Source organism: Altererythrobacter chaiwopuensis, assembly GCF_054957735.1.
This window is the reverse complement of the sequence record NZ_JBTXJF010000001.1, coordinates 1,871,097-1,887,887: the sequence shown is the minus strand read 5'-3', so window position 1 is coordinate 1,887,887 and position 16,791 is coordinate 1,871,097. Positions and strand designations below refer to the sequence as shown.

Below are 16,791 nucleotides of genomic sequence, written 5' to 3'. Positions count from 1 at the left end.
CTGCAGATTTATTCCGCTTCTTCGTGACATAGCTTTCAAGCACTTCGCCTTCGTGATCGACCGTGCGCCACAGATAGACCATCTCTCCATTGAGCTTGAAGTACATCTCATCGAGGTGCCAGCGCCAGCGACGAAAACCCTCGCATTCGGTTTACCCGCTGCCTGCGAATATCGGCCGCGAACATCGGGCCAAACCGGTTCCACCATAGCCGAACAGTTTCGTGACAGATGTCGATGCCCCGTTCGAACAGCAGGTCCTCGACGTTTCGAAGTGACAGCGGATACCGCACATACAGCAGCACCGTGAGCCGAATGATCTCGGGCGAGGAGTTGAAATAGCGGAATGGACTGGCTGGTTTGCGTGGTCTGGGCATTAGAGCGCCCTACCCTGCCCCGTGCTTCTCGCCAATTAGTGCATTAGCTTTGACAGAACCAAGAAATGGCGCGGAACCGCGCCGTTCTTGAGGCAATTTCTCCAGATATCTCAAAGACTTAGACCAGGTGGCGGAGCGGGTGGGATTCGAACCCACGATAGGGGGTTGCCCTATACACACTTTCCAGGCGTGCGCCTTCGACCACTCGGCCACCGCTCCGCATGCCTGATCGTACAAGCCCCGATCAGACAAGGCAGCGCCCCTAGCGGCTCGGGAAGTACTGCGCAAGGCGGGTTGATGTGGTATATGGCGACTCGCTGCGGTGCTGCGCGGATCGGCATTCCCTGCGAACACCGCTCGCGTAGCCCCTTTCCGCCCCCGAAAACGCGTGGAAAGGGGCTTTCGCTTGTCCGCGCCCGGTGGCAAGTTGCGTGTCATGAAGACCATTCTCACCGGCCTTGCCGCACTCGCCCTTGCTATTCCTGCCCATGCGCAGGAGCAGGCCGCCACCGCCCCCTCGCCGAACGAGATCGTTGCGCAGGCCGCAGCCGATGAATGGATCCGCATCGCGGCGGAGGATCTGCTGGTGATGACGCTGGCGCCCGATGCCGAGGGCAACGCGCGGCAGGTGGTGATCCAGCTGATGCCGCCGCCGTTCAGCCAGGGCTGGGTGCACAATATCCGCCTGTTTGCGCGCAGCGGCTGGTATGACGGGATTTCGGTCAATCGGGTGCAGGACAATTACGTCACCCAATGGGGGGACCCCAATTACGACAACCCGGAAGCGACGGGTGAGGCCAAGCCGCTACCCGAGGGGCTGAAGGTGATGGGGGAGTCGGATTATTCCAACGACTTAGACCTGACACCACCAAGTCGCGGTGAGATCTCACTTTGGCATCCCCGACCAACTGTCGATGATCTTTACTCAGACGGAGCGAAATTTTTTGATGGCTGGCCAACAGCATTTGAGTTGAACAAAGATGGTGCTGGGAATGAATGGCCCGTCCACTGTTACGGCATGGTCGGCGTGGGGCGGAATTATTCGCCGGACACCGGCAGCGGCGCGGAGCTTTACACCGTAATCGGCCATGCGCCGCGCCATCTGGACCGCAACATTGCGCTGGTGGGCCGCGTGATCGAGGGGATGGAGCACCTCTCCTCGCTCCCGCGCGGCAAGGGCGAACTGGGTTTCTACGCCGATTTCGAGAAGGATAAGCGCACGCCAATCTTGAGCGTTCGCGTGGCAAGCGACATCGCCGAGTTCCCCCAGCCGACATTCGAATATCTCAACACCGAAAGCGAGAGCTTTGCGCGTTATGCCGCGGCGCGCGCCAATCGCCGCGATGCCTTTTTCATCGTGCCAGCGGGCGGCGCGGACATCTGCAACATCCCGGTGCCGGTGCGGCGGGTCGTCTCTGAATGAACCCGTCTCGTCATTGCGAGCGACCGCAGGTCGCGCGGCAATCCATGGCCGGTCCCTGGATTGCTTCGTCGCTTCGCTCCTCGCAATGACAGACATGGTAGAGGCGACTGTGCCGCTCACCCGCTGGCAGGGCGACCGCGGCACCTATCACCTGGTTGTAATCACCGGCGAGGCAGCAGAGGCGATTGCGATGCACGCGCGGCTGCACCGGCTGGAATACGGGCGCCAGCGCGGCTTCGGATCGGTCAAGGTGATCGCGCGGATCGGCGAGACGCAATGGAAAACGTCAGTGTTTCCGCAGAACAAGTCCGCGCCCTCAAGTAGCGAAGCGGTAGGGCAACAAGAACGCGAGTGGGTGCTGCTGGTCAGCAAGAAGGTGATGCGCGCAGAGGATCTGGCGGCGGGCGATGAGGTGCCGGTGGAGCTGGAGCTGCTCTAATTCTTCTGCATCAGCTCGATCCGGTTGCCGAATGGGTCCTGCGTGAAGAAGCGCTCATAGCCTGCGACCGGCTTGTCATCACGGGTCTCTACGCCCGCTTCCTCCAGCCGTTGACGCAGCCCTGCCAGATCATCCACCAGCAGCGCGGGATGCGCCTTCCTTGCAGGGCGAAATTCCGGATCGACCCCGAGATGCAAGTTCACTCCGCCGCTTTCGAACCAGCAGCCTTTGGGCGAAAGATTGGCGGGCTTGGGCACTTCGCGCATGCCGAGCAGTCCGGTGAAGAAGGCCCGCGCCTTATCCTCACCCCCGGCGGGGATGGCGAGTTGGACATGGTCGACCCCGATTACAGCCATCAAATCCGCTCCGCTTATATTCTTTCGGCCTGTGCCACCGCGTCGCTAGCGCGCAATGCGCTGAGCACGCGGGTGAGATGCGCCAGGTCCTGCACCTCATTGTCGATATCGTAAGTCGTGAACGGGTGATCGGTCTCGACCTGGTCGAGCCGTTTCACATTCACGTGGTTTTGCGCAAAAATTCCCGCCATTTCGGCCAGCGTGCCGGGCCGGTCATACAGCGTGACACGCAGCCGCCCGACCGCCCCCTGCGAACGCTTGCCCCAGCTCAGATCGAGCCAGTCGGCATCAATTCCATTGGCAAGTTCGAAACAGCCGATCGCGTGGACTTCCACCGCTTCGCCCTTCTTCCGCAGGCCCACGATCCGATCGCCCGGCACCGGGTGGCAACATTCTGCCAGATGGAAACCGACGCCGGGAGTAAGCCCGCGGATCGAAATCGCATGTTCGCGCCGCGTCCAGTCAGCGTCATCCTCGAATTCGGCGGTGCAGCCCGGCACCAGCGCCTCCATCACCTCGCGATCGGTCAGCTTGGCCGCGCCAATCGCGAACATCAGGTCTTCCTCATCGATCAGGCCCAGCCGCTCGACTGCGTCGTGCCGCGCCTTCTTGCCGATCCGCGCCGGCACGCGGGTGGCGATTTCCTCGAACAGCTTGCTGCCGATTTCCGCGATCTCGGCGCGTTCCTTGAGCCGCACCGCGCGGCGGATCGCGGCGCGCGCCTTGCCGGTAACGACATATCCCAGCCAGGAAAGCTGCGGTTCCGCATTCTTGCGCTTGATGATCTCTACCACGTCGCCATTGGCCAGCTGGGTGCGCAGCGGCATATGGCGCCCGTTGATCTTCGCGCCCACTGCCTGCGCGCCAAGATCGGTGTGCACGGCAAAGGCGAAATCGACCGGGGTTGCGCCCTTGGGCAGCTGGAACAGCGCCCCCTTGGGGGTGAAGGCGAAGATCCGGTCCTGGTAGATCGCCATCCTGGTGTGTTCGAGCAGTTCGTCGGCATCGTGGCTGGCATCGACGATCTCGATCAAGTCGCGCAGCCAGCCGACCGCGCCATCGGGCCTGTCACCCTGCTTGTAGGCCCAGTGCGCTGCCAGCCCGAACTCATTGGTCATGTGCATGGCGCGGGTGCGGATCTGCACCTCCACCCGCATCGAATTCTCATACATCAGTGAGGTGTGGAGCGATTTGTAGCCATTCGATTTGGGGGTGGAGATATAGTCCTTGAACTTGCCCGGCAGGAACTGCCAGGTGGTGTGGAGCACGCCCATCGCGGAATAGCAGTCAGCCTCGCTTTCGCAGATCACGCGGAAGGCCATGATGTCGGTCACCTGCTCGAAACTGACGTGCCGCTCCGCCATCTTCTTCCAGATCGAATAGGGATGCTTCTCACGCCCGGAAACCTCGACATGCAGGCCCGCCTCGGCCAGCGCCTGCTTGATCTTGAGCGCGATTGCATCGACCTGCCCGCCATCCTGGCTGCGCAATTCCACCAGCCGGTTGGTGATGGTGGCATAGGCTTCGGGTTCAAGCTGCTCGAACGCAAGCAACTGCATTTCGCGCATATATTCATACATGCCCACCCGCTCTGCCAATGGGGCATAGATATCCATCGTTTCGCGCGCGATGCGCTGGCGCTTGTCAGGCGATTTGATGAAATGCAGCGTGCGCATGTTGTGCAACCGGTCAGCCAGCTTGACCAGCAGCACACGAATATCCTCGGACATGGCGAGCAGGAACTTGCGCAGGTTTTCCGCCGCGCGTTCGTTTTCCGCCATCTGCTCGATCTTGGAAAGCTTGGTCACCCCGTCGACCAGCCGCGCCACATCGGTGCCGAAATTGGCCTCGATATCCTCGATCGTCGCCAGCGTATCCTCGACCGTGTCGTGCAGCAGCGCGGTGATGATGGTCTGCACGTCAAGCTTGAGATCGGTCATCAGCCCGGCAACTTCGACCGGATGGCTGAAATAGGGATCACCGCTGGCGCGCTTTTGCGTGCCGTGTTTCTGCACCGTATAGACATAGGCGCGGTTGAGCGCCGCCTCATCGGCGTCAGGGTCATAGCTCAGGACCCGTTCGACTAGTTCATACTGGCGCAGCATTGCCTTATAAATGTGCGGTGCAGCGCATATTATTGCAATGCAAAAACTTGCACCTGGCGAATGGTTTGGCCGATATGGACAAATCGGCATCACATGTTAATTGTGAACGTTCTCACAAATAATGCGCAAAGAGAGGGCGCCATGCGGATCAACCAGACAATCTTACTCGCTGCCACGGCCGCCGCGCTGGCATTCAGCCCGTCGGTCGCGCTCGCGCAGGAAACGCCCGCCCAGCCGCGCCAGCTGATCTTTGCCGACGAATTTGATGGCGAGGCGCTCGACCGCGGAAAGTGGAACGTGGTGGGCCCTCAATTCTGGGTCAATAACGAGCAGCAGGCCTATGTCGATGACCCCTCGGTGCTCAGCCTGGTCAACGGCATCTCGGGGGCGGACGGCGGAGTGCTGATGTTACGCCCGCTTTACCGGCCCGGAGTGGACCCGCATCCCGATCGCAAGGCGGACTTCATCTCCGGCCGGGTGAACAGCCAGGGCAAGTTCGACTTTACCCATGGCCGCGCAGAAGCCCGCATCCGCATGCCCGATGCGGAAGGCGTGTGGCCGGCCTGGTGGCTGCTGGGCAATGGCAAGTGGCCTGACACGGGCGAAATCGACATCATGGAATATGTCGGCGAAAAGGACTGGATCGGCGTGGCGCTGCATGGCCCCGGCTATTCCGGCGAAACCCCGCTGGTGAACAAGTTCTTCTTCCCTCACGGCGAGGACGTGACCGACTGGCATGTTTATGCGGTTGAATGGACCAGCGAGCAGATCACCTTCGAGGTCGATGGGCACGTGCTCTATCGCGCAACCCGCCCGATGGTGGAGCACTATGGCAAATGGCGGTTCGATACGCCCAAGCACCTGATCCTCAATTTTGCCGTCGGCGGCGCCTACCCATTCAAGACCAATGGCATCGACAAGCCATACAACGGCGTGCCCGAAGCCACGGTCGAGAAGATCAGGACCGGCGAGATAGCCATGCTGGTCGATTGGGTGCGGGTCTATGCACCGGTCGCTCCCGGCGGGGCCGAATGACGAAGCTTTAGCGCGGCGCACTCCAGGCCCATCAGGATGGCGGCGGGGCCTCCTGCATCACACGATCGACCGCGCGCTGCGTGACCGTGTGATAACCTGCCCGCGTTGCGGCATAGATGCGGCGGGCGATCGGCCTGCCCCAGTCGCCTTCACCGATCAGCGTCGCAAATAGCGGGCGGACAAACTTGGTCCGGCCCACTTCGGCAAGAAACCGTTCGGCCAGCGGCACGGCTGGCTCATAACGGTTGGCGAGTGCCAGTTCGAGCCACAGGAAAAGCTCCTCGTTATTTCCGCTGGCCGACAGGCCCAGCGCCGCGTCGAGCCGTGCCAGATCCTCAGCTGCAAGGGTCTGCGGCAGGTTCTGGAGGAAGCGCTGGCGCTCGGCCGAAACCCATCCGGCCCACCCGGCGGGTATCGTGCCATGCTGGGCGTAAGCCAGCGTTGCCGCATCGATCGCGGCAAAGGCGGCGGGATCCGGCTTGGCGACGTTCTCAGGCAGCCCAGGGGCATAAATCCATTCGTGCAAGCGCAGCTGCTCGGCCTCCGCCTCGCTTCCTGCGAGGTTGGCCTCGAGATCAGCAAGGATCATCGCCGAGGTCGCGGGCTGGAAGGCATGCTTGTCGAACCACTGGCGCAGCCAGGCATCGAACCGTTCGCGTCCGACCTGTTGCTCCAGCGTGCGCAGGAAGGCCGCGCCCTTGTTGTAGATAATCGCGCTACCAGCACTTTCGGTTCCATCGGGCTGGTGCAGCGCGGTGCCGGGGGCATCGGCGCCAACTTCGGCCAGGGTCTCCATGATCGCCATGTAATCGAGCGCGACTTCCTGCCGCGCCCGTTTTGCGCCGTAGATTTCCTCGACGATGCGGTTCTCGAAATAGGAGGTCACGCCTTCGTTGAGCCAGCTATCGCCCCACACCGCATTGGTGACGAGATTGCCCGACCAGCTGTGCGCCAGTTCATGCGCGACGAGGCCGGTCAGGCTGCGATCCCCCGCGATGAAGGTTGGGGTAAGAAAGGTCATCACCGGGTTTTCCATCCCGCCATAGGGGAAGGCCGGCGGCAGCACGATCATGTCATAGCGGCCCCAGCGATAGGGGCCGTAGAGCGCCTCGGCGGCTTTCACCATCGCCTCGGTCTCGATCACCTCGGCATGGGCCGCATCGAGCATGGCGGGTTCCGCCCACACGCCGGTGCGCGGGCCGATGGCGCGGAAATTGATGTCACCCGCCGCGATCGCGATCAGATAGGGCGCAACCGGCTTGTCCATCGCGAAGCGGAAGGCACGCCTGCCATCGCCCAGATCTTCCGGCTCGCCCTGCATGATGCCCGACATGACCACATCGAGCGGTTTGGGAGCGACGATCCGCGCCTCCCATGTCTGGCGGATGCCGGGGCTGTCCTGCGTCGGAATCCAGCTGCGGTTGAGGATCGCCTGCCCCTGGCTGAACAGGAACTTGTGCTGCTTGCCCGCCGTCTGTTCGGGGCTAAGCCATTGCAGCGCGGACGCCTGCGGATTGGCGGCATAGTGGATGATGACGCGCGGCGTATAGCCGATGTCCACGATCAGCGGGGCGCCCTTTTCCCCCTGTGCCTCGCCCAGCCGCCAAGCCAGCTTGCGCCCTGAGGTGTCGGTAATCCGATCGATCAGCAGCCCGTCGCTGTCGAGCACGAGTTCCCCGGCCTTGCCAGGGACAGAAAGGTCGAGCGTCGCCGTTCCGCGCACCGATTGCTGCGCGAAGTCGAGCTCCAGGTCGAGCGCGACATGCGCTACCCGCGCTTCTTGCGGCTGCGCATAGCTCGATGTGTCCACCGCATCGGGCGTGGTCAGCACCGGCGCAAACATGCGCGGCGGCTGGATCGTATCCGGCGGCACGCAGCCTGCCAGCAGCAACAGCGCCGGCAGCGCGGCCAGCTTCAAGATCGATCTCATGTCATTTCCTTGGGCATGTTAGGGTGGCGGCTTCAGCTCCACACCGCTTCGGGCGGCAGGCTCATCAAAATGGCGTCAATATTGCCGCCGGTCTTGAGCCCGAACAGCGTGCCCCGGTCATAGACCAGGTTGAATTCGGCATAGCGCCCGCGCCATTCGAGCTGCTGGCGCTTCTCGGCCTCGCTGAATTCACTTTCCATCCGGCGGCGCACCAGCTGCGGGAAGATATCGAGGAAGGCCTTGCCCACATCCTGGGTAAAGGCGAAATTACGCTCGAACGCCGCGTCATCGGCGCATTCGAGATGATCGTAGAAAATCCCGCCCACGCCGCGACGCACTCCCCGGTGCGGAATGAAGAAATAATCGTCAGCCCACTTCCTGAAGCGTTCGTAATAGGTGGGATTGTGCGCCATGCAGGCGGCGCGGAAACGGGCGTGGAAATCCGCCGTATCCTCGTCATAGGGGATCGGCGGATTGAGGTCCGCCCCGCCCCCGAACCAGGCCGCCTGGGTGGTGAGGAAGCGCGTGTTCATGTGGACGGCGGGCACATGCGGATTGGCCATATGCGCCACCAGGCTGATGCCGGTGGCGGTGAAGCCGGGGCTTTCAGGCGAAGCGCCATTGATCGAAGCGGCGAATTCTGGTGCGAAATTGCCGCGCACGGTCGAAACATTCACGCCGACCTTTTCGAACACCTTGCCCTTCATCAAACCCTGCACCCCGCCGCCGGGATCGGGATTGCCCTCTTCCTCGCGCTGCCACGGGGTATAGGCAAAGCTCGCATCCGAACCGGCCTCGCGCTCGATTTCCTCGAAGGCGGCGCAAATCTGGTCACGCAGGCTTTCGAACCATTGCTGTGCGCGGGTGGTCTGGGCTGTCCAATCACTCATGCCTCCCCCTTGCCAAAGCCTGTGAGTCGCGGCAAGGGAGAGCAATGGTTCCCGTTTCGTTCGCACCGCTGGAATTGGCCGGGCAGGAAATGCTGCTGACCGAGGGGCGCGCGCTTTACTGGGTGCGCGAGCGGGCGCTGCTGGTGGCCGATCTGCATCTGGAAAAGGCGAGCTGGTATGCCGAGCGCGGATCGATGCTGCCGCCCTATGACAGCCGCGAAACGCTGGAGCGGGTGGCCGATGCCGTAAAGCAAACCGGCGCGCGGCGGGTGATCACGCTGGGCGACAATTTCCACGACGATGCCGGTGCGCAGCGGCTCGATCCCTATGCCTGCGGCATGCTTGAGGCGCTGACCCGCGCGCTCGACTGGGTGTGGATCACCGGCAATCATGATGAAAAGATGCAGCGCGGCTTTGGCGGCGAACTGGCCGAAGAGCTGGAAATCGGCGGGATCGTGCTGCGCCATATCGCACAGGCGGGCGAAACACGGCCCGAACTGTCCGGCCATTTCCACCCCAAGCTGCGCCTGAAACTGCGCGAGCGGCATATCAGCCGGCCATGCGGGGTGCTGAGCCGGGGGGCGATGGGCGCTGACCGGATGATCCTGCCCGCCTTTGGTGCGCTCACTGGCGGCATGGATGCAGGCGCCGCGGAAATCCGCGCCGCGCTGAGCCCCGCAAGCCGGATCGACGCCGTGCTTTCCGCAAAAGGAAAGCTGGTGCAATTGCCGCTGTTCCGTGCTGCAGCCTAACCCCTAGCGTTCGCCAGCGTTTGTCCCTACATAGCCACCCACACAGAATCACGGCTACTACAGGAGAACCCACATAGCCCGTCCACCCCGGCGTTCGATGGCCCCGCCAGTAAAAAGCGGCCCTCGCTACGATGAATTCATCCAGTCCGACAAAGTGCGTGTAATCGATCACGAGGGAGAAAACCTCGGAGTCATGTACACGAAGGAAGCTATGGAGCAGGCCAACGAACTGGGCCTGAACCTGGTTGAAGTTTCCCCCAATGCGGACCCGCCGGTGGCCAAGTTCCTCGATGTCGGCAAATACCGCTACGAGGCGCAGAAGAAAGCCAATGCAGCGCGCAAGACCCAGAAGACGCAAGAGATCAAGGAGATCAAGATGCGTCCCAATATCGACACGCATGATTATGACGTGAAGATGCGCAATGTGACGAAGTTCCTCGAAAACGGAGACAAGGTGAAGCTCACGCTGCGCTTCCGCGGGCGCGAAATGGCGCACCAGGAACTGGGCATGAACCTGCTCAAGCGGGTGCAGGACGATGTGGCAGAAATCGCCAAGGTCGAGGCATTCCCGCGGCTTGAAGGGCGCCAGATGCTGATGGTGCTGGCACCTAAGTAAAGCGCCGCCACTGGCGCAAGGGGGGCCGGCAGGACATGACAGCCCGCAAGATTGGCCTTGTTCTCGGCCCCTTGGCCTTTGCCCTCACCGCACTCATCACTCCACCCTCCGGCATGAGCGGCGAAGCCTGGCTGGTTGCCGGGCTGGTGGTGTGGATGGCGGCCTGGTGGATGACCGAGGCCGTCCCGCTCACCGTCACCGCGCTGCTACCCTTCGTGGTGCTGCCATTCAGCGGCGTGGGCAGCGCGGGCCAGGTCGCCTCGAGCTATTATTCGCCCATCCTGTTCCTGATCCTGGGGGGCGCATTTCTGGCGCTGGCAATCGAGCGGACGGGGCTGCACAAGCGGCTGAGCCTTGCCATCCTGCGCATGGTTGGCACGGGCGGCGGGCAGGCGCGCCTGCTGCTGGCCTTCATGATCAGCGCCGCACTGCTTTCGATGCTGATTTCCAATACCTCGACCGCGCTGATCATGATGCCGATGGCCATGGCTGTGCTGGCCGGCGGCGGGCTGTCCGACGAAGAGCAGGAAGGCCTGGCCGGCGCGCTGCCGATGGGCATCGCCTTTGCCGCCAGCATCGGCGGGTTGGGCACAGTGGTCGGCTCCCCCACCAATGCCATAGCGGTGGGCCTGCTCGACACGATCACCGGAGTGCAGATCAGCTTTGCCCAATGGTCGCTTTACGGCGTGCCGGTGGTAATCCTGGGGGTGCCGATTGCGGCCTGGATCGTGGCGCGGGTGCAGCAGGTTGCCAGCCATCCGTTCGACGTGGCCAGGGCGCGCGCGGCGATTGACACCCACGCGGCATGGTCCGCACCGGAAAAGCGGCTGGTACCGCTGGTGGCGCTGATATTCCTCGCCTGGATGACCCGCCCGCTGGTCAGCCCCTATCTGCCCGAAGATTCATGGACCGACGGGACCATTGCAATCGTGGCCGGCCTGGCGCTGTTCCTGCTGCCTGACGGCACCGGGCGTCCGCTGCTGGTGTGGAAAGAGGCTGACCGCGCGCCTTGGGCCGTAATCATGATGTTCGGCGGCGGGCTGGCGCTGGCGGCGGGTATGCAATCGTCGGGGCTCGCCGAATGGCTGGGCCAGGCGTTGCTGCCGCTTGAGGCTGTGCCACTGCTGCTGGTGGCGCTGGCTATCGTGGCGATGGTTATTCTGGTGACCGAGTTTGCCAGCAACGTTGCCACCGCCAGCGGGATCATTCCGGTGGTCGCCAGCCTGATCGTGGCGCTGGGGGTCGATCCGGTGCTGCTGGCCATGCCCGCTGCGCTGGCCGCCAGTTGGGGATTCATCCTGCCCGCAGGCACCGGCCCCAATGCCATCGCCTGGTCGACCGGGCGCCTCAGGATCGAGCGGTTGGCAAAGGCCGGTGCGCTGCTCGATCTGATTGGCATTTTCCTGATCGTGGGAATGGTGTGGGCAATTGCAGCGATTGCCTGACGCTGTCCTACATGGCCGATGCCGCGCTACAGGTGGGGCATGGTTTCACCCCGCGCCCTGATCGTCAAACTTGCTCACCGGCCGGTTTGCAAGCGGTTCGATTTCAATTCCTTTACTGTGTTCCATGTGTTCCAAGCGTGCCCCACATGCGACGAACCGAGTGCTATCGCACAGCCAAAAAAGGCCTGGTTGCAACTGCAACTAGTCCGCGATAATCGAAGAATCATTCCGGGCCGAAGGCGGAGAAGCGTTCCTGCGGAGGTTAGGGACGGGCGCCCCGGCGGCCCAGTTTGTCTATGCTCCTGCCTTCCTGGGGGCGCTCGAAGAGGAAGGATACTCTCCCCATGACTGACGCCGTCGATGCTGTCGACCAGCCTACGCCGCGCCGCAAGCCCAAGGAACCGATTGCCAAGATCGGCGGGCGGCCGATGAAGCCCAGCACGTTGATGATGGGCTATGGCTATGATCCGGCGCTGTCCGAAGGTTCGCTCAAGCCGCCGATCTTCCTTACCAGCACCTTTGCCTTCGAAAGCGCTGCCGCGGGCAAGCGCCATTTCGAAGGGATCACGGGCAAGCGCCCGGGCGGCGCCGAAGGCCTGGTCTATTCGCGCTTCAACGGCCCCAACCAGGAAATCCTGGAAGACCGGCTGGCGATCTGGGACGGTGCGGAAGACGCGCTGACCTTTTCCAGCGGGATGACCGCGATCTGCATCCTGATGCTGGCCTATTGTTCGCAGGGCGATGTGATCGTGCATTCCGGCCCGCTCTACGCCGCCAGCGAAGGCTTCGTCGCCAAGGTGCTGAGCAAGTTCGGCGTGACCTATGTCGATTTCCCTGCCGGCGCGACCCGCGAGGAGATCGATGCGGTGCTGGTGAAGGCTCGGGCGCAGGCCGATGCCAATGGCGGCAAGGTGGCGATGGTCTATCTCGAAAGCCCGGGCAATCCCACCAATGCGCTGGTCGATGTAGAGGCAGTCAAGGCCGCGCGGGACGAATTGCTCGATCCCGAAATCACCCCGATCGCGATCGATAACACCTTCCTTGGGCCGCTATGGCAGCGCCCGCTGGATAATGGTGCGGACATCGTGTGCTATTCGCTGACCAAATATGTTGGCGGCCATTCCGATCTTGTCGCGGGCAGCGTAGCTGGCGCGAAGAAATGGATGGACCCTGTGCGGGCGCTCAGGAACACGATGGGGGGCATCGCCGATCCCAATACTGCCTGGATGCTGCTGCGCAGCCTTGAGACGGTAGAACTGCGGATGCAGCGCGCTGGCGAGAACGCGGCCAAGGTGTGCGAATTCCTGCGCGCCCACCCCAAGGTGGAGGGGCTCGGCTATCTCGGCTTCATCAAGGATGCGCGCCAGCAGGACATCTACAACCGCCATTGCAGCGGCGCGGGTTCGACCTTCTCGGTGTTCATCAAGGGCGGCGAGGCAGAATGCTTTGCCTTCCTCGATGCACTCAAGGTGGCCAAGCTGGCGGTGAGCCTGGGCGGCACTGAGACGCTCGCCAGCCATCCCGCCTCGATGACGCATCTTTCGGTGCCCGATGAGCGCAAGGCCGCGCTGGGCATTACCGACAATCTCGTGCGCATCAGCATCGGGATCGAAGATGCTGACGATCTGATCGCCGACTTCGATCAGGCACTGGCGAAGGTGTAAACCGGCGCATAGTCTGACGGCCTTGAACCTGGGGAGTTTGCGACATGGCAAGTGACAAGCCGGTGTTTCTCGTCATCGGCGCAGGCGCGGGGATTGGCGGACACGCCGCCGCGCGCTTTGCCGCCGGGGGCTATCACGCGGTGCTGGCGCGCCGCAGCGACGAGGAAGGGCTGGCGCGGCTGGTGAGCCAGATCGAGCAGGCCGGCGGGTCCGCCAGCGGAACGTTGCTCAACGCGGCAGAGGACGGCACGATCGAGGAACTGGTCGAGCGGGTCGAACGCGACATCGGCCCGATCGACTGCGCGCTCTACAACCTTGGCGCCCAGATCGGCACCCGCAGCCTGGAAGATACACCGCACCGTATCTTCGAGCTGGGCTGGCGGCTGGCAACGTTTGGCCTGTTCCGCCTCGCCCATGCTATGTTCCCGGCGATGGCCGCGCGCGGCAAGGGCTCACTGCTGGTGACGTCAGCCACCGCCGCCATACGCGGCAATGCCGGGCAGCACAGCCACGCCGCCGCGATGGGCGGGCGGCGGATGCTGTGCCAGACGCTCAATGCCGAGTTCGCGCCCAAGGGCATCCATGTTGCGCATGTAGTGGTGGATGGCGCGGTCGATGCGCCCGACACTTTGGGCAAGATGTTGGGCGACAGATTCGACGCCTTCAAATCAGCCAAGGGAGAGGGCGGGGTGGTAGCCCCTGCTGCGCTTGCGGAAACCTATTGGCACCTGGCGCACCAGCCGAAAAACTGCTGGACGCATGAGCTTGATGTCAGGCCATGGAAAGACGTTGCCTGGTGGAACGACAATCCTGACACGGCGATCAATGCAACCGCCAGGGGATTGGCAGGGCCCAAAACCGAATGAAAACTGTGCGCTTTCCTACTCGCTGCGTCACTCGCTAAGGACAGAAAGGTTCGTTCTTTCGGTTGATCACCCCTTCCACTCGCGGCGTTCCTCCGCCGCCTTGAGCACTTCATAAGCGAGCTGAAATTTCTGGAACTCGGCGGCGGCGCCCTTGTCGCCGGGTTTCACGTCGGGATGGACGGTCTTGGCCTTCTCGCGCCAGGCTTTCTTGATCGTCACGAAATCGGCATCGATCTCAAGCTCGAGCACATCAAGCGCACGTATTTCATCGGCGCTGCGCGAACCGTCACCCGCCCCGCCCCAGCTATAATGCGCAGCCTCGGCATAGCCCGCATTGTCGCGCCGTTCGGCCTTGGCGCGAGCTTCCGTCTCGGCCTTGTCGAGCCCCTCGAAATAATCCCACTTCGAATTGTATTCGGCAGCGTGCGCCTGGCAGAAATACCATCGCTCGGGGCTATTGGGTGATTTGGGTGCGGGGCAATTGCCGGGCTCATCGCAACCATGCCGGTCGCAAATGCGCACATTGGTTGCCTCACGCGAGCTGCCATAGCCGCGCCAGCGCGGGAAACCCCAGTCGTTGGATCGGCGGGCTTTAGGCATTTGTGCCCGTTTCGGTTGCAGTTGGTCTGGCCATAATCGCGGCTAGTCTAGGGCTGGTTGCAATCCAAGGGAAGATGCGGGAACCAGTTTCAGCGTGAAATGTTGCATTGCAATAGGTCCGTAACCATTTGACCCTAGGGACACCGTCCAGGACAAACCGATGAGCAAACAACTCGCCATTTCCAGCAGCTTTGCAACCTTCGCCATGGCGGCGATGGCGCTGTTCCTGACCCCTGACCAGCGCGGGCTGGATGGCGGCAGTGGCATGTTGGCGGTGCAGGCCGAAGCATCAGCCCCTGACCTGCCCCGCCCGTCGTTTTTCCTCGACTAGTTGATCACCACACTCACGGCGCGGCGGTTCTTCGCCCAGGATTGTTCGTCCGAACCCAGCGCCACCGGACGTTCCTTGCCGTAACTGACTGTCGCGACGCGGCCGGCGTCAACGCCCAGCCCGACGAGATAGTTTTTCGCGGCATTGGCCCGGCGTTCGCCCAGCGCAAGGTTGTATTCGCGCGTGCCGCGTTCGTCGGCATGGCCTTCCACGGTGACCAGGACCTGCGGATAGCGCGCGAGATATTGCGCCTGTGTCTGCAGCGCTGCAGCATCCTGGCTATCGATATTGAAACGGTCAGTGTCGAAATAGATCACGTTCTGGCCGTTCACCGCACTCACGAAATGCTCCTGGCTGCCAACCTGTGGGCCGGTGGGCGTTGGCGCGGGGATTGTCGTGGACGGAGCAGTGGTGCTCGGCGGCGGCGGCGGCAGTTGCTCGGGTGCCTTCTTTGAGCAGGCACCCAGCGCGGCTGCTGAAGCAAGCAGCATTACAGTTGCAAATCGCGTGTTCATGATTCGGTATCCTCTCGGAAAATGGGTCATCACAGACCTTAGGGGGTTATATCACAAAAGAAGATAATCAGGGGAGTATCGGCCCCCAAGCCGGGTCCGACGCATCTACCGGCGTCGGCAGCCTTCTTTCATTGCGGCCCGTCAGATCGACTTGCCACAGCGACGAACGGCCCGAATTGCGTTCGGTCCGGAAGAACTGGATGATGCGGCCGTTGGGCGCCCATGTGGGTGCCTCATCCTGCCATCCGCCTGTCAACACGCGCAGGTTGCGCCCATTGGGGCTCATCACCGCGATATTGAAATCGCCCGCGATGCGGGTGAAGGCGATCTGGTCGCCGCGCGGGCTCCATTCCGGCGTCGCACAACGCCCGCCGCCAAAGCTGATCCGGCGCTGGTTCGTGCCGTCGGCGTTCATGATATAGCACTGCTGGCTGCCCGAACGATCGCTCTCGAACACGATCTGGCGGCCATCGGGTGAATAGGACCCGCCAATGTCGATCCCGGGCGCATCGGTCAACCGCACACTGCGCCCGCCGCTTGCAGGAACACGGTAGATATCGGTGTTCCCGGCGACCGCCATCGAATAGAGGATGGTCTGCCCGTCGGGGCTCCAGCGCGGGGCAAAGGTGGGGTTGGTGCTTTGCGTTACCAGCGTCTGGCGCCCGGTACCGATGTCATAGACATAGAGGCGCGGATTGCCATCGACATAGGAGAGGTAGAGCAGCTTCGAATAGTCGGGGGAGTAACGCGGGGTGAGAGCAGTGGCGCTGCCCAGCGTCAGGAAGCGGTGATTCGCGCCATCTGAATCCATGATTGCCAGCCGCTTGACCCGTTTGTCCTTGGGCCCCGTTTCCGCGATGTAAGCGATGCGGCTGTCGAAGAACGGGCTTTCACCGGTCAGCCTGGCATAGATGATGTCCGAACATTTATGTGCTGCGCGCCGCCAGTCAGCCGGTGGAACCACCCAGCCTTCGCGCACCAGCTCATCCTGCAGCGCCACATCGTAGAGATAGCAGCCGATCACCAGTTTGCCGTCGCCGCGTGCACGGACATAGCCGTGCACCAGCATTTCCGCCCCACGCCCGCGCCAGTTTCCCCAGGCGGGCGCAGTGATTTCGGCAAAGCCGGGTTGCGGCAGCCTGTTGGGGCCGATCGGCTGGAACAGCCCGTTGTTCTGCAGATTGGCGGTGATGACACGTGCGATCTCGCGCCCCAGCGCGCCGGTGCCGTCGGCATTGGCAGGCGTGGGCACATCGCGGTCAGCGGCAAAGCCGGGAATGGCGATGCTGAGATCGGCCCAGTCGCTTTCATCGGTGGTCGCGCCGGTAAGCCCACCTTCGTCTTGGAATGCAGTCTCGACAACGCCACCTTCGGTTGTCGGCTGTGCCAGATCCTGCGCGGCCAAAGGCCCAGCAAGGAACACAAACAAGCTAGCGATCAGCTTTTTCAT

At 62.6% G+C, this 16,791-nt stretch carries 16 protein-coding genes, 1 tRNA gene and 1 pseudogene; 9 read left to right on the top strand and 9 right to left on the bottom strand.

From position 1 onward, the window contains the following. Together ACX3VQ_RS09250 and ACX3VQ_RS09245 are read right to left on the bottom strand one after the other, a co-directional pair. A pseudogene (locus ACX3VQ_RS09250) lies at nucleotides 1-374 on the bottom strand (IS6 family transposase); the annotation flags it as partial. A gap of 128 nt (nucleotides 375-502) precedes the next feature. Further along, nucleotides 503-593: transfer RNA gene (locus tag ACX3VQ_RS09245), tRNA-Ser, on the bottom strand. A gap of 217 nt (nucleotides 594-810) precedes the next feature. On the opposite strand from ACX3VQ_RS09245, the gene ACX3VQ_RS09240 reads away from it, so the two are divergent. Further along, nucleotides 811-1,797, top strand: coding sequence for a peptidylprolyl isomerase (locus tag ACX3VQ_RS09240; RefSeq protein WP_462580643.1), 987 nt, complete (start codon nucleotides 811-813; stop codon nucleotides 1,795-1,797). 85 nt (nucleotides 1,798-1,882) lie between these two features. Then, entirely contained in the window at nucleotides 1,883-2,236 is a 354-nt protein-coding gene (locus tag ACX3VQ_RS09235; RefSeq protein WP_462580642.1) for a DUF1905 domain-containing protein, read from the top strand. Here ACX3VQ_RS09235 and ACX3VQ_RS09230 read toward each other — a convergent pair. Together ACX3VQ_RS09230 and ACX3VQ_RS09225 are read right to left on the bottom strand one after the other, a co-directional pair. Then, nucleotides 2,233-2,592, bottom strand: a complete 360-nt coding sequence (locus tag ACX3VQ_RS09230) for a VOC family protein (RefSeq protein ID WP_462580641.1) — start codon at nucleotides 2,590-2,592, stop codon at nucleotides 2,233-2,235. The genes ACX3VQ_RS09235 and ACX3VQ_RS09230 overlap by 4 nt on opposite strands. A gap of 14 nt (nucleotides 2,593-2,606) precedes the next feature. Next, a complete protein-coding gene (locus ACX3VQ_RS09225) occupies nucleotides 2,607-4,697 on the bottom strand; it encodes a RelA/SpoT family protein (RefSeq protein WP_462570279.1) in 2,091 nt (696 codons plus the stop codon). Between the two features lie 141 nt (nucleotides 4,698-4,838). Between ACX3VQ_RS09225 and ACX3VQ_RS09220 the strand changes: the two genes are divergently transcribed. After that, complete coding sequence (locus ACX3VQ_RS09220) at nucleotides 4,839-5,732, top strand: glycoside hydrolase family 16 protein (protein WP_462580639.1); 894 nt, start codon at nucleotides 4,839-4,841, stop codon at nucleotides 5,730-5,732. Between the two features lie 31 nt (nucleotides 5,733-5,763). Here ACX3VQ_RS09220 and ACX3VQ_RS09215 read toward each other — a convergent pair whose 3' ends face one another. Both ACX3VQ_RS09215 and hemF read right to left on the bottom strand, forming a co-directional pair. Beyond that, the gene (locus tag ACX3VQ_RS09215) at nucleotides 5,764-7,662 is read right to left on the bottom strand and encodes a M1 family metallopeptidase (RefSeq protein WP_462580637.1); all 1,899 of its coding nucleotides are present in this window, start codon (nucleotides 7,660-7,662) and stop codon (nucleotides 5,764-5,766) included. 32 nt (nucleotides 7,663-7,694) lie between these two features. Next, nucleotides 7,695-8,552, bottom strand: coding sequence for an oxygen-dependent coproporphyrinogen oxidase (gene hemF, locus ACX3VQ_RS09210; protein WP_462580635.1), 858 nt, complete (start codon nucleotides 8,550-8,552; stop codon nucleotides 7,695-7,697). Between the two features lie 44 nt (nucleotides 8,553-8,596). Here hemF and pdeM point away from each other — a divergent pair, with 44 nt between their 5' ends. The 5 genes from pdeM (at nucleotide 8,597) to ACX3VQ_RS09185 (ending at nucleotide 13,895) form a co-directional block, all read left to right on the top strand. Next, nucleotides 8,597-9,304: a ligase-associated DNA damage response endonuclease PdeM gene (gene pdeM, locus ACX3VQ_RS09205; RefSeq protein ID WP_462580633.1), complete on the top strand. Its 708-nt coding sequence runs from the start codon at nucleotides 8,597-8,599 to the stop codon at nucleotides 9,302-9,304. Nucleotides 9,305-9,401: 97 nt separating this feature from the next. Beyond that, nucleotides 9,402-9,920, top strand: a complete 519-nt coding sequence (gene infC / locus ACX3VQ_RS09200; RefSeq protein WP_462570284.1) for a translation initiation factor IF-3 — start codon at nucleotides 9,402-9,404, stop codon at nucleotides 9,918-9,920. A gap of 35 nt (nucleotides 9,921-9,955) precedes the next feature. Further along, a complete protein-coding gene (locus tag ACX3VQ_RS09195) occupies nucleotides 9,956-11,365 on the top strand; it encodes an SLC13 family permease (RefSeq protein ID WP_462580632.1) in 1,410 nt (469 codons plus the stop codon). Nucleotides 11,366-11,709: 344 nt separating this feature from the next. Beyond that, nucleotides 11,710-13,029, top strand: coding sequence for a cystathionine gamma-synthase family protein (locus ACX3VQ_RS09190; protein WP_462570286.1), 1,320 nt, complete (start codon nucleotides 11,710-11,712; stop codon nucleotides 13,027-13,029). Nucleotides 13,030-13,073: 44 nt separating this feature from the next. Next, nucleotides 13,074-13,895, top strand: coding sequence for an SDR family NAD(P)-dependent oxidoreductase (locus ACX3VQ_RS09185; protein WP_462580631.1), 822 nt, complete (start codon nucleotides 13,074-13,076; stop codon nucleotides 13,893-13,895). A 66-nt stretch (nucleotides 13,896-13,961) separates the two neighbouring features. On the opposite strand, the gene ACX3VQ_RS09180 is transcribed toward ACX3VQ_RS09185, so the two are convergent. Further along, on the bottom strand, nucleotides 13,962-14,495 hold the full coding sequence (locus ACX3VQ_RS09180; protein ID WP_462570289.1) for a J domain-containing protein: 534 nt from the start codon (nucleotides 14,493-14,495) through the stop codon (nucleotides 13,962-13,964). A 160-nt stretch (nucleotides 14,496-14,655) separates the two neighbouring features. Between ACX3VQ_RS09180 and ACX3VQ_RS09175 the strand changes: the two genes are divergently transcribed. Then, a complete protein-coding gene (locus ACX3VQ_RS09175) occupies nucleotides 14,656-14,826 on the top strand; it encodes a hypothetical protein (protein WP_462570290.1) in 171 nt (56 codons plus the stop codon). Here ACX3VQ_RS09175 and pal read toward each other — a convergent pair. Further along, nucleotides 14,823-15,341 carry a peptidoglycan-associated lipoprotein Pal gene (gene pal / locus ACX3VQ_RS09170; protein WP_462580629.1) on the bottom strand — a complete coding sequence of 173 codons (519 nt, stop codon included), beginning with the start codon at nucleotides 15,339-15,341 and terminating at the stop codon, nucleotides 14,823-14,825. The genes ACX3VQ_RS09175 and pal overlap by 4 nt on opposite strands. Nucleotides 15,342-15,408: 67 nt before the next feature. Next, complete coding sequence (gene tolB, locus ACX3VQ_RS09165) at nucleotides 15,409-16,791, bottom strand: Tol-Pal system beta propeller repeat protein TolB (RefSeq protein WP_462580626.1); 1,383 nt, start codon at nucleotides 16,789-16,791, stop codon at nucleotides 15,409-15,411.

Excerpts from the sequence above, each read along its gene's own strand:
- ACX3VQ_RS09190 (WP_462570286.1), top strand. The coding sequence starts at position 11,710 with ATGACTGACGCCGTCGATGCTGTCGACCAGCCTACGCCGCGCCGCAAG.
- ACX3VQ_RS09195 (WP_462580632.1), top strand. The coding sequence starts at position 9,956 with ATGACAGCCCGCAAGATTGGCCTTGTTCTCGGCCCCTTGGCCTTTGCC.
- pal (WP_462580629.1), bottom strand. The coding sequence starts at position 15,341 with ATGAACACGCGATTTGCAACTGTAATGCTGCTTGCTTCAGCAGCCGCG.
- pdeM (WP_462580633.1), top strand. The coding sequence starts at position 8,597 with ATGGTTCCCGTTTCGTTCGCACCGCTGGAATTGGCCGGGCAGGAAATG.
- ACX3VQ_RS09240 (WP_462580643.1), top strand. The coding sequence starts at position 811 with ATGAAGACCATTCTCACCGGCCTTGCCGCACTCGCCCTTGCTATTCCT.
- hemF (WP_462580635.1), bottom strand. The coding sequence starts at position 8,552 with ATGAGTGATTGGACAGCCCAGACCACCCGCGCACAGCAATGGTTCGAA.
- infC (WP_462570284.1), top strand. The coding sequence starts at position 9,402 with ATGGCCCCGCCAGTAAAAAGCGGCCCTCGCTACGATGAATTCATCCAG.
- ACX3VQ_RS09220 (WP_462580639.1), top strand. The coding sequence starts at position 4,839 with ATGCGGATCAACCAGACAATCTTACTCGCTGCCACGGCCGCCGCGCTG.
- tolB (WP_462580626.1), bottom strand. The coding sequence starts at position 16,791 with ATGAAAAAGCTGATCGCTAGCTTGTTTGTGTTCCTTGCTGGGCCTTTG.
- ACX3VQ_RS09215 (WP_462580637.1), bottom strand. The coding sequence starts at position 7,662 with ATGAGATCGATCTTGAAGCTGGCCGCGCTGCCGGCGCTGTTGCTGCTG.
- ACX3VQ_RS09175 (WP_462570290.1), top strand. The coding sequence starts at position 14,656 with ATGAGCAAACAACTCGCCATTTCCAGCAGCTTTGCAACCTTCGCCATG.
- ACX3VQ_RS09235 (WP_462580642.1), top strand. The coding sequence starts at position 1,883 with ATGACAGACATGGTAGAGGCGACTGTGCCGCTCACCCGCTGGCAGGGC.
- ACX3VQ_RS09230 (WP_462580641.1), bottom strand. The coding sequence starts at position 2,592 with ATGGCTGTAATCGGGGTCGACCATGTCCAACTCGCCATCCCCGCCGGG.
- ACX3VQ_RS09185 (WP_462580631.1), top strand. The coding sequence starts at position 13,074 with ATGGCAAGTGACAAGCCGGTGTTTCTCGTCATCGGCGCAGGCGCGGGG.
- ACX3VQ_RS09225 (WP_462570279.1), bottom strand. The coding sequence starts at position 4,697 with ATGCTGCGCCAGTATGAACTAGTCGAACGGGTCCTGAGCTATGACCCT.
- ACX3VQ_RS09180 (WP_462570289.1), bottom strand. The coding sequence starts at position 14,495 with ATGCCTAAAGCCCGCCGATCCAACGACTGGGGTTTCCCGCGCTGGCGC.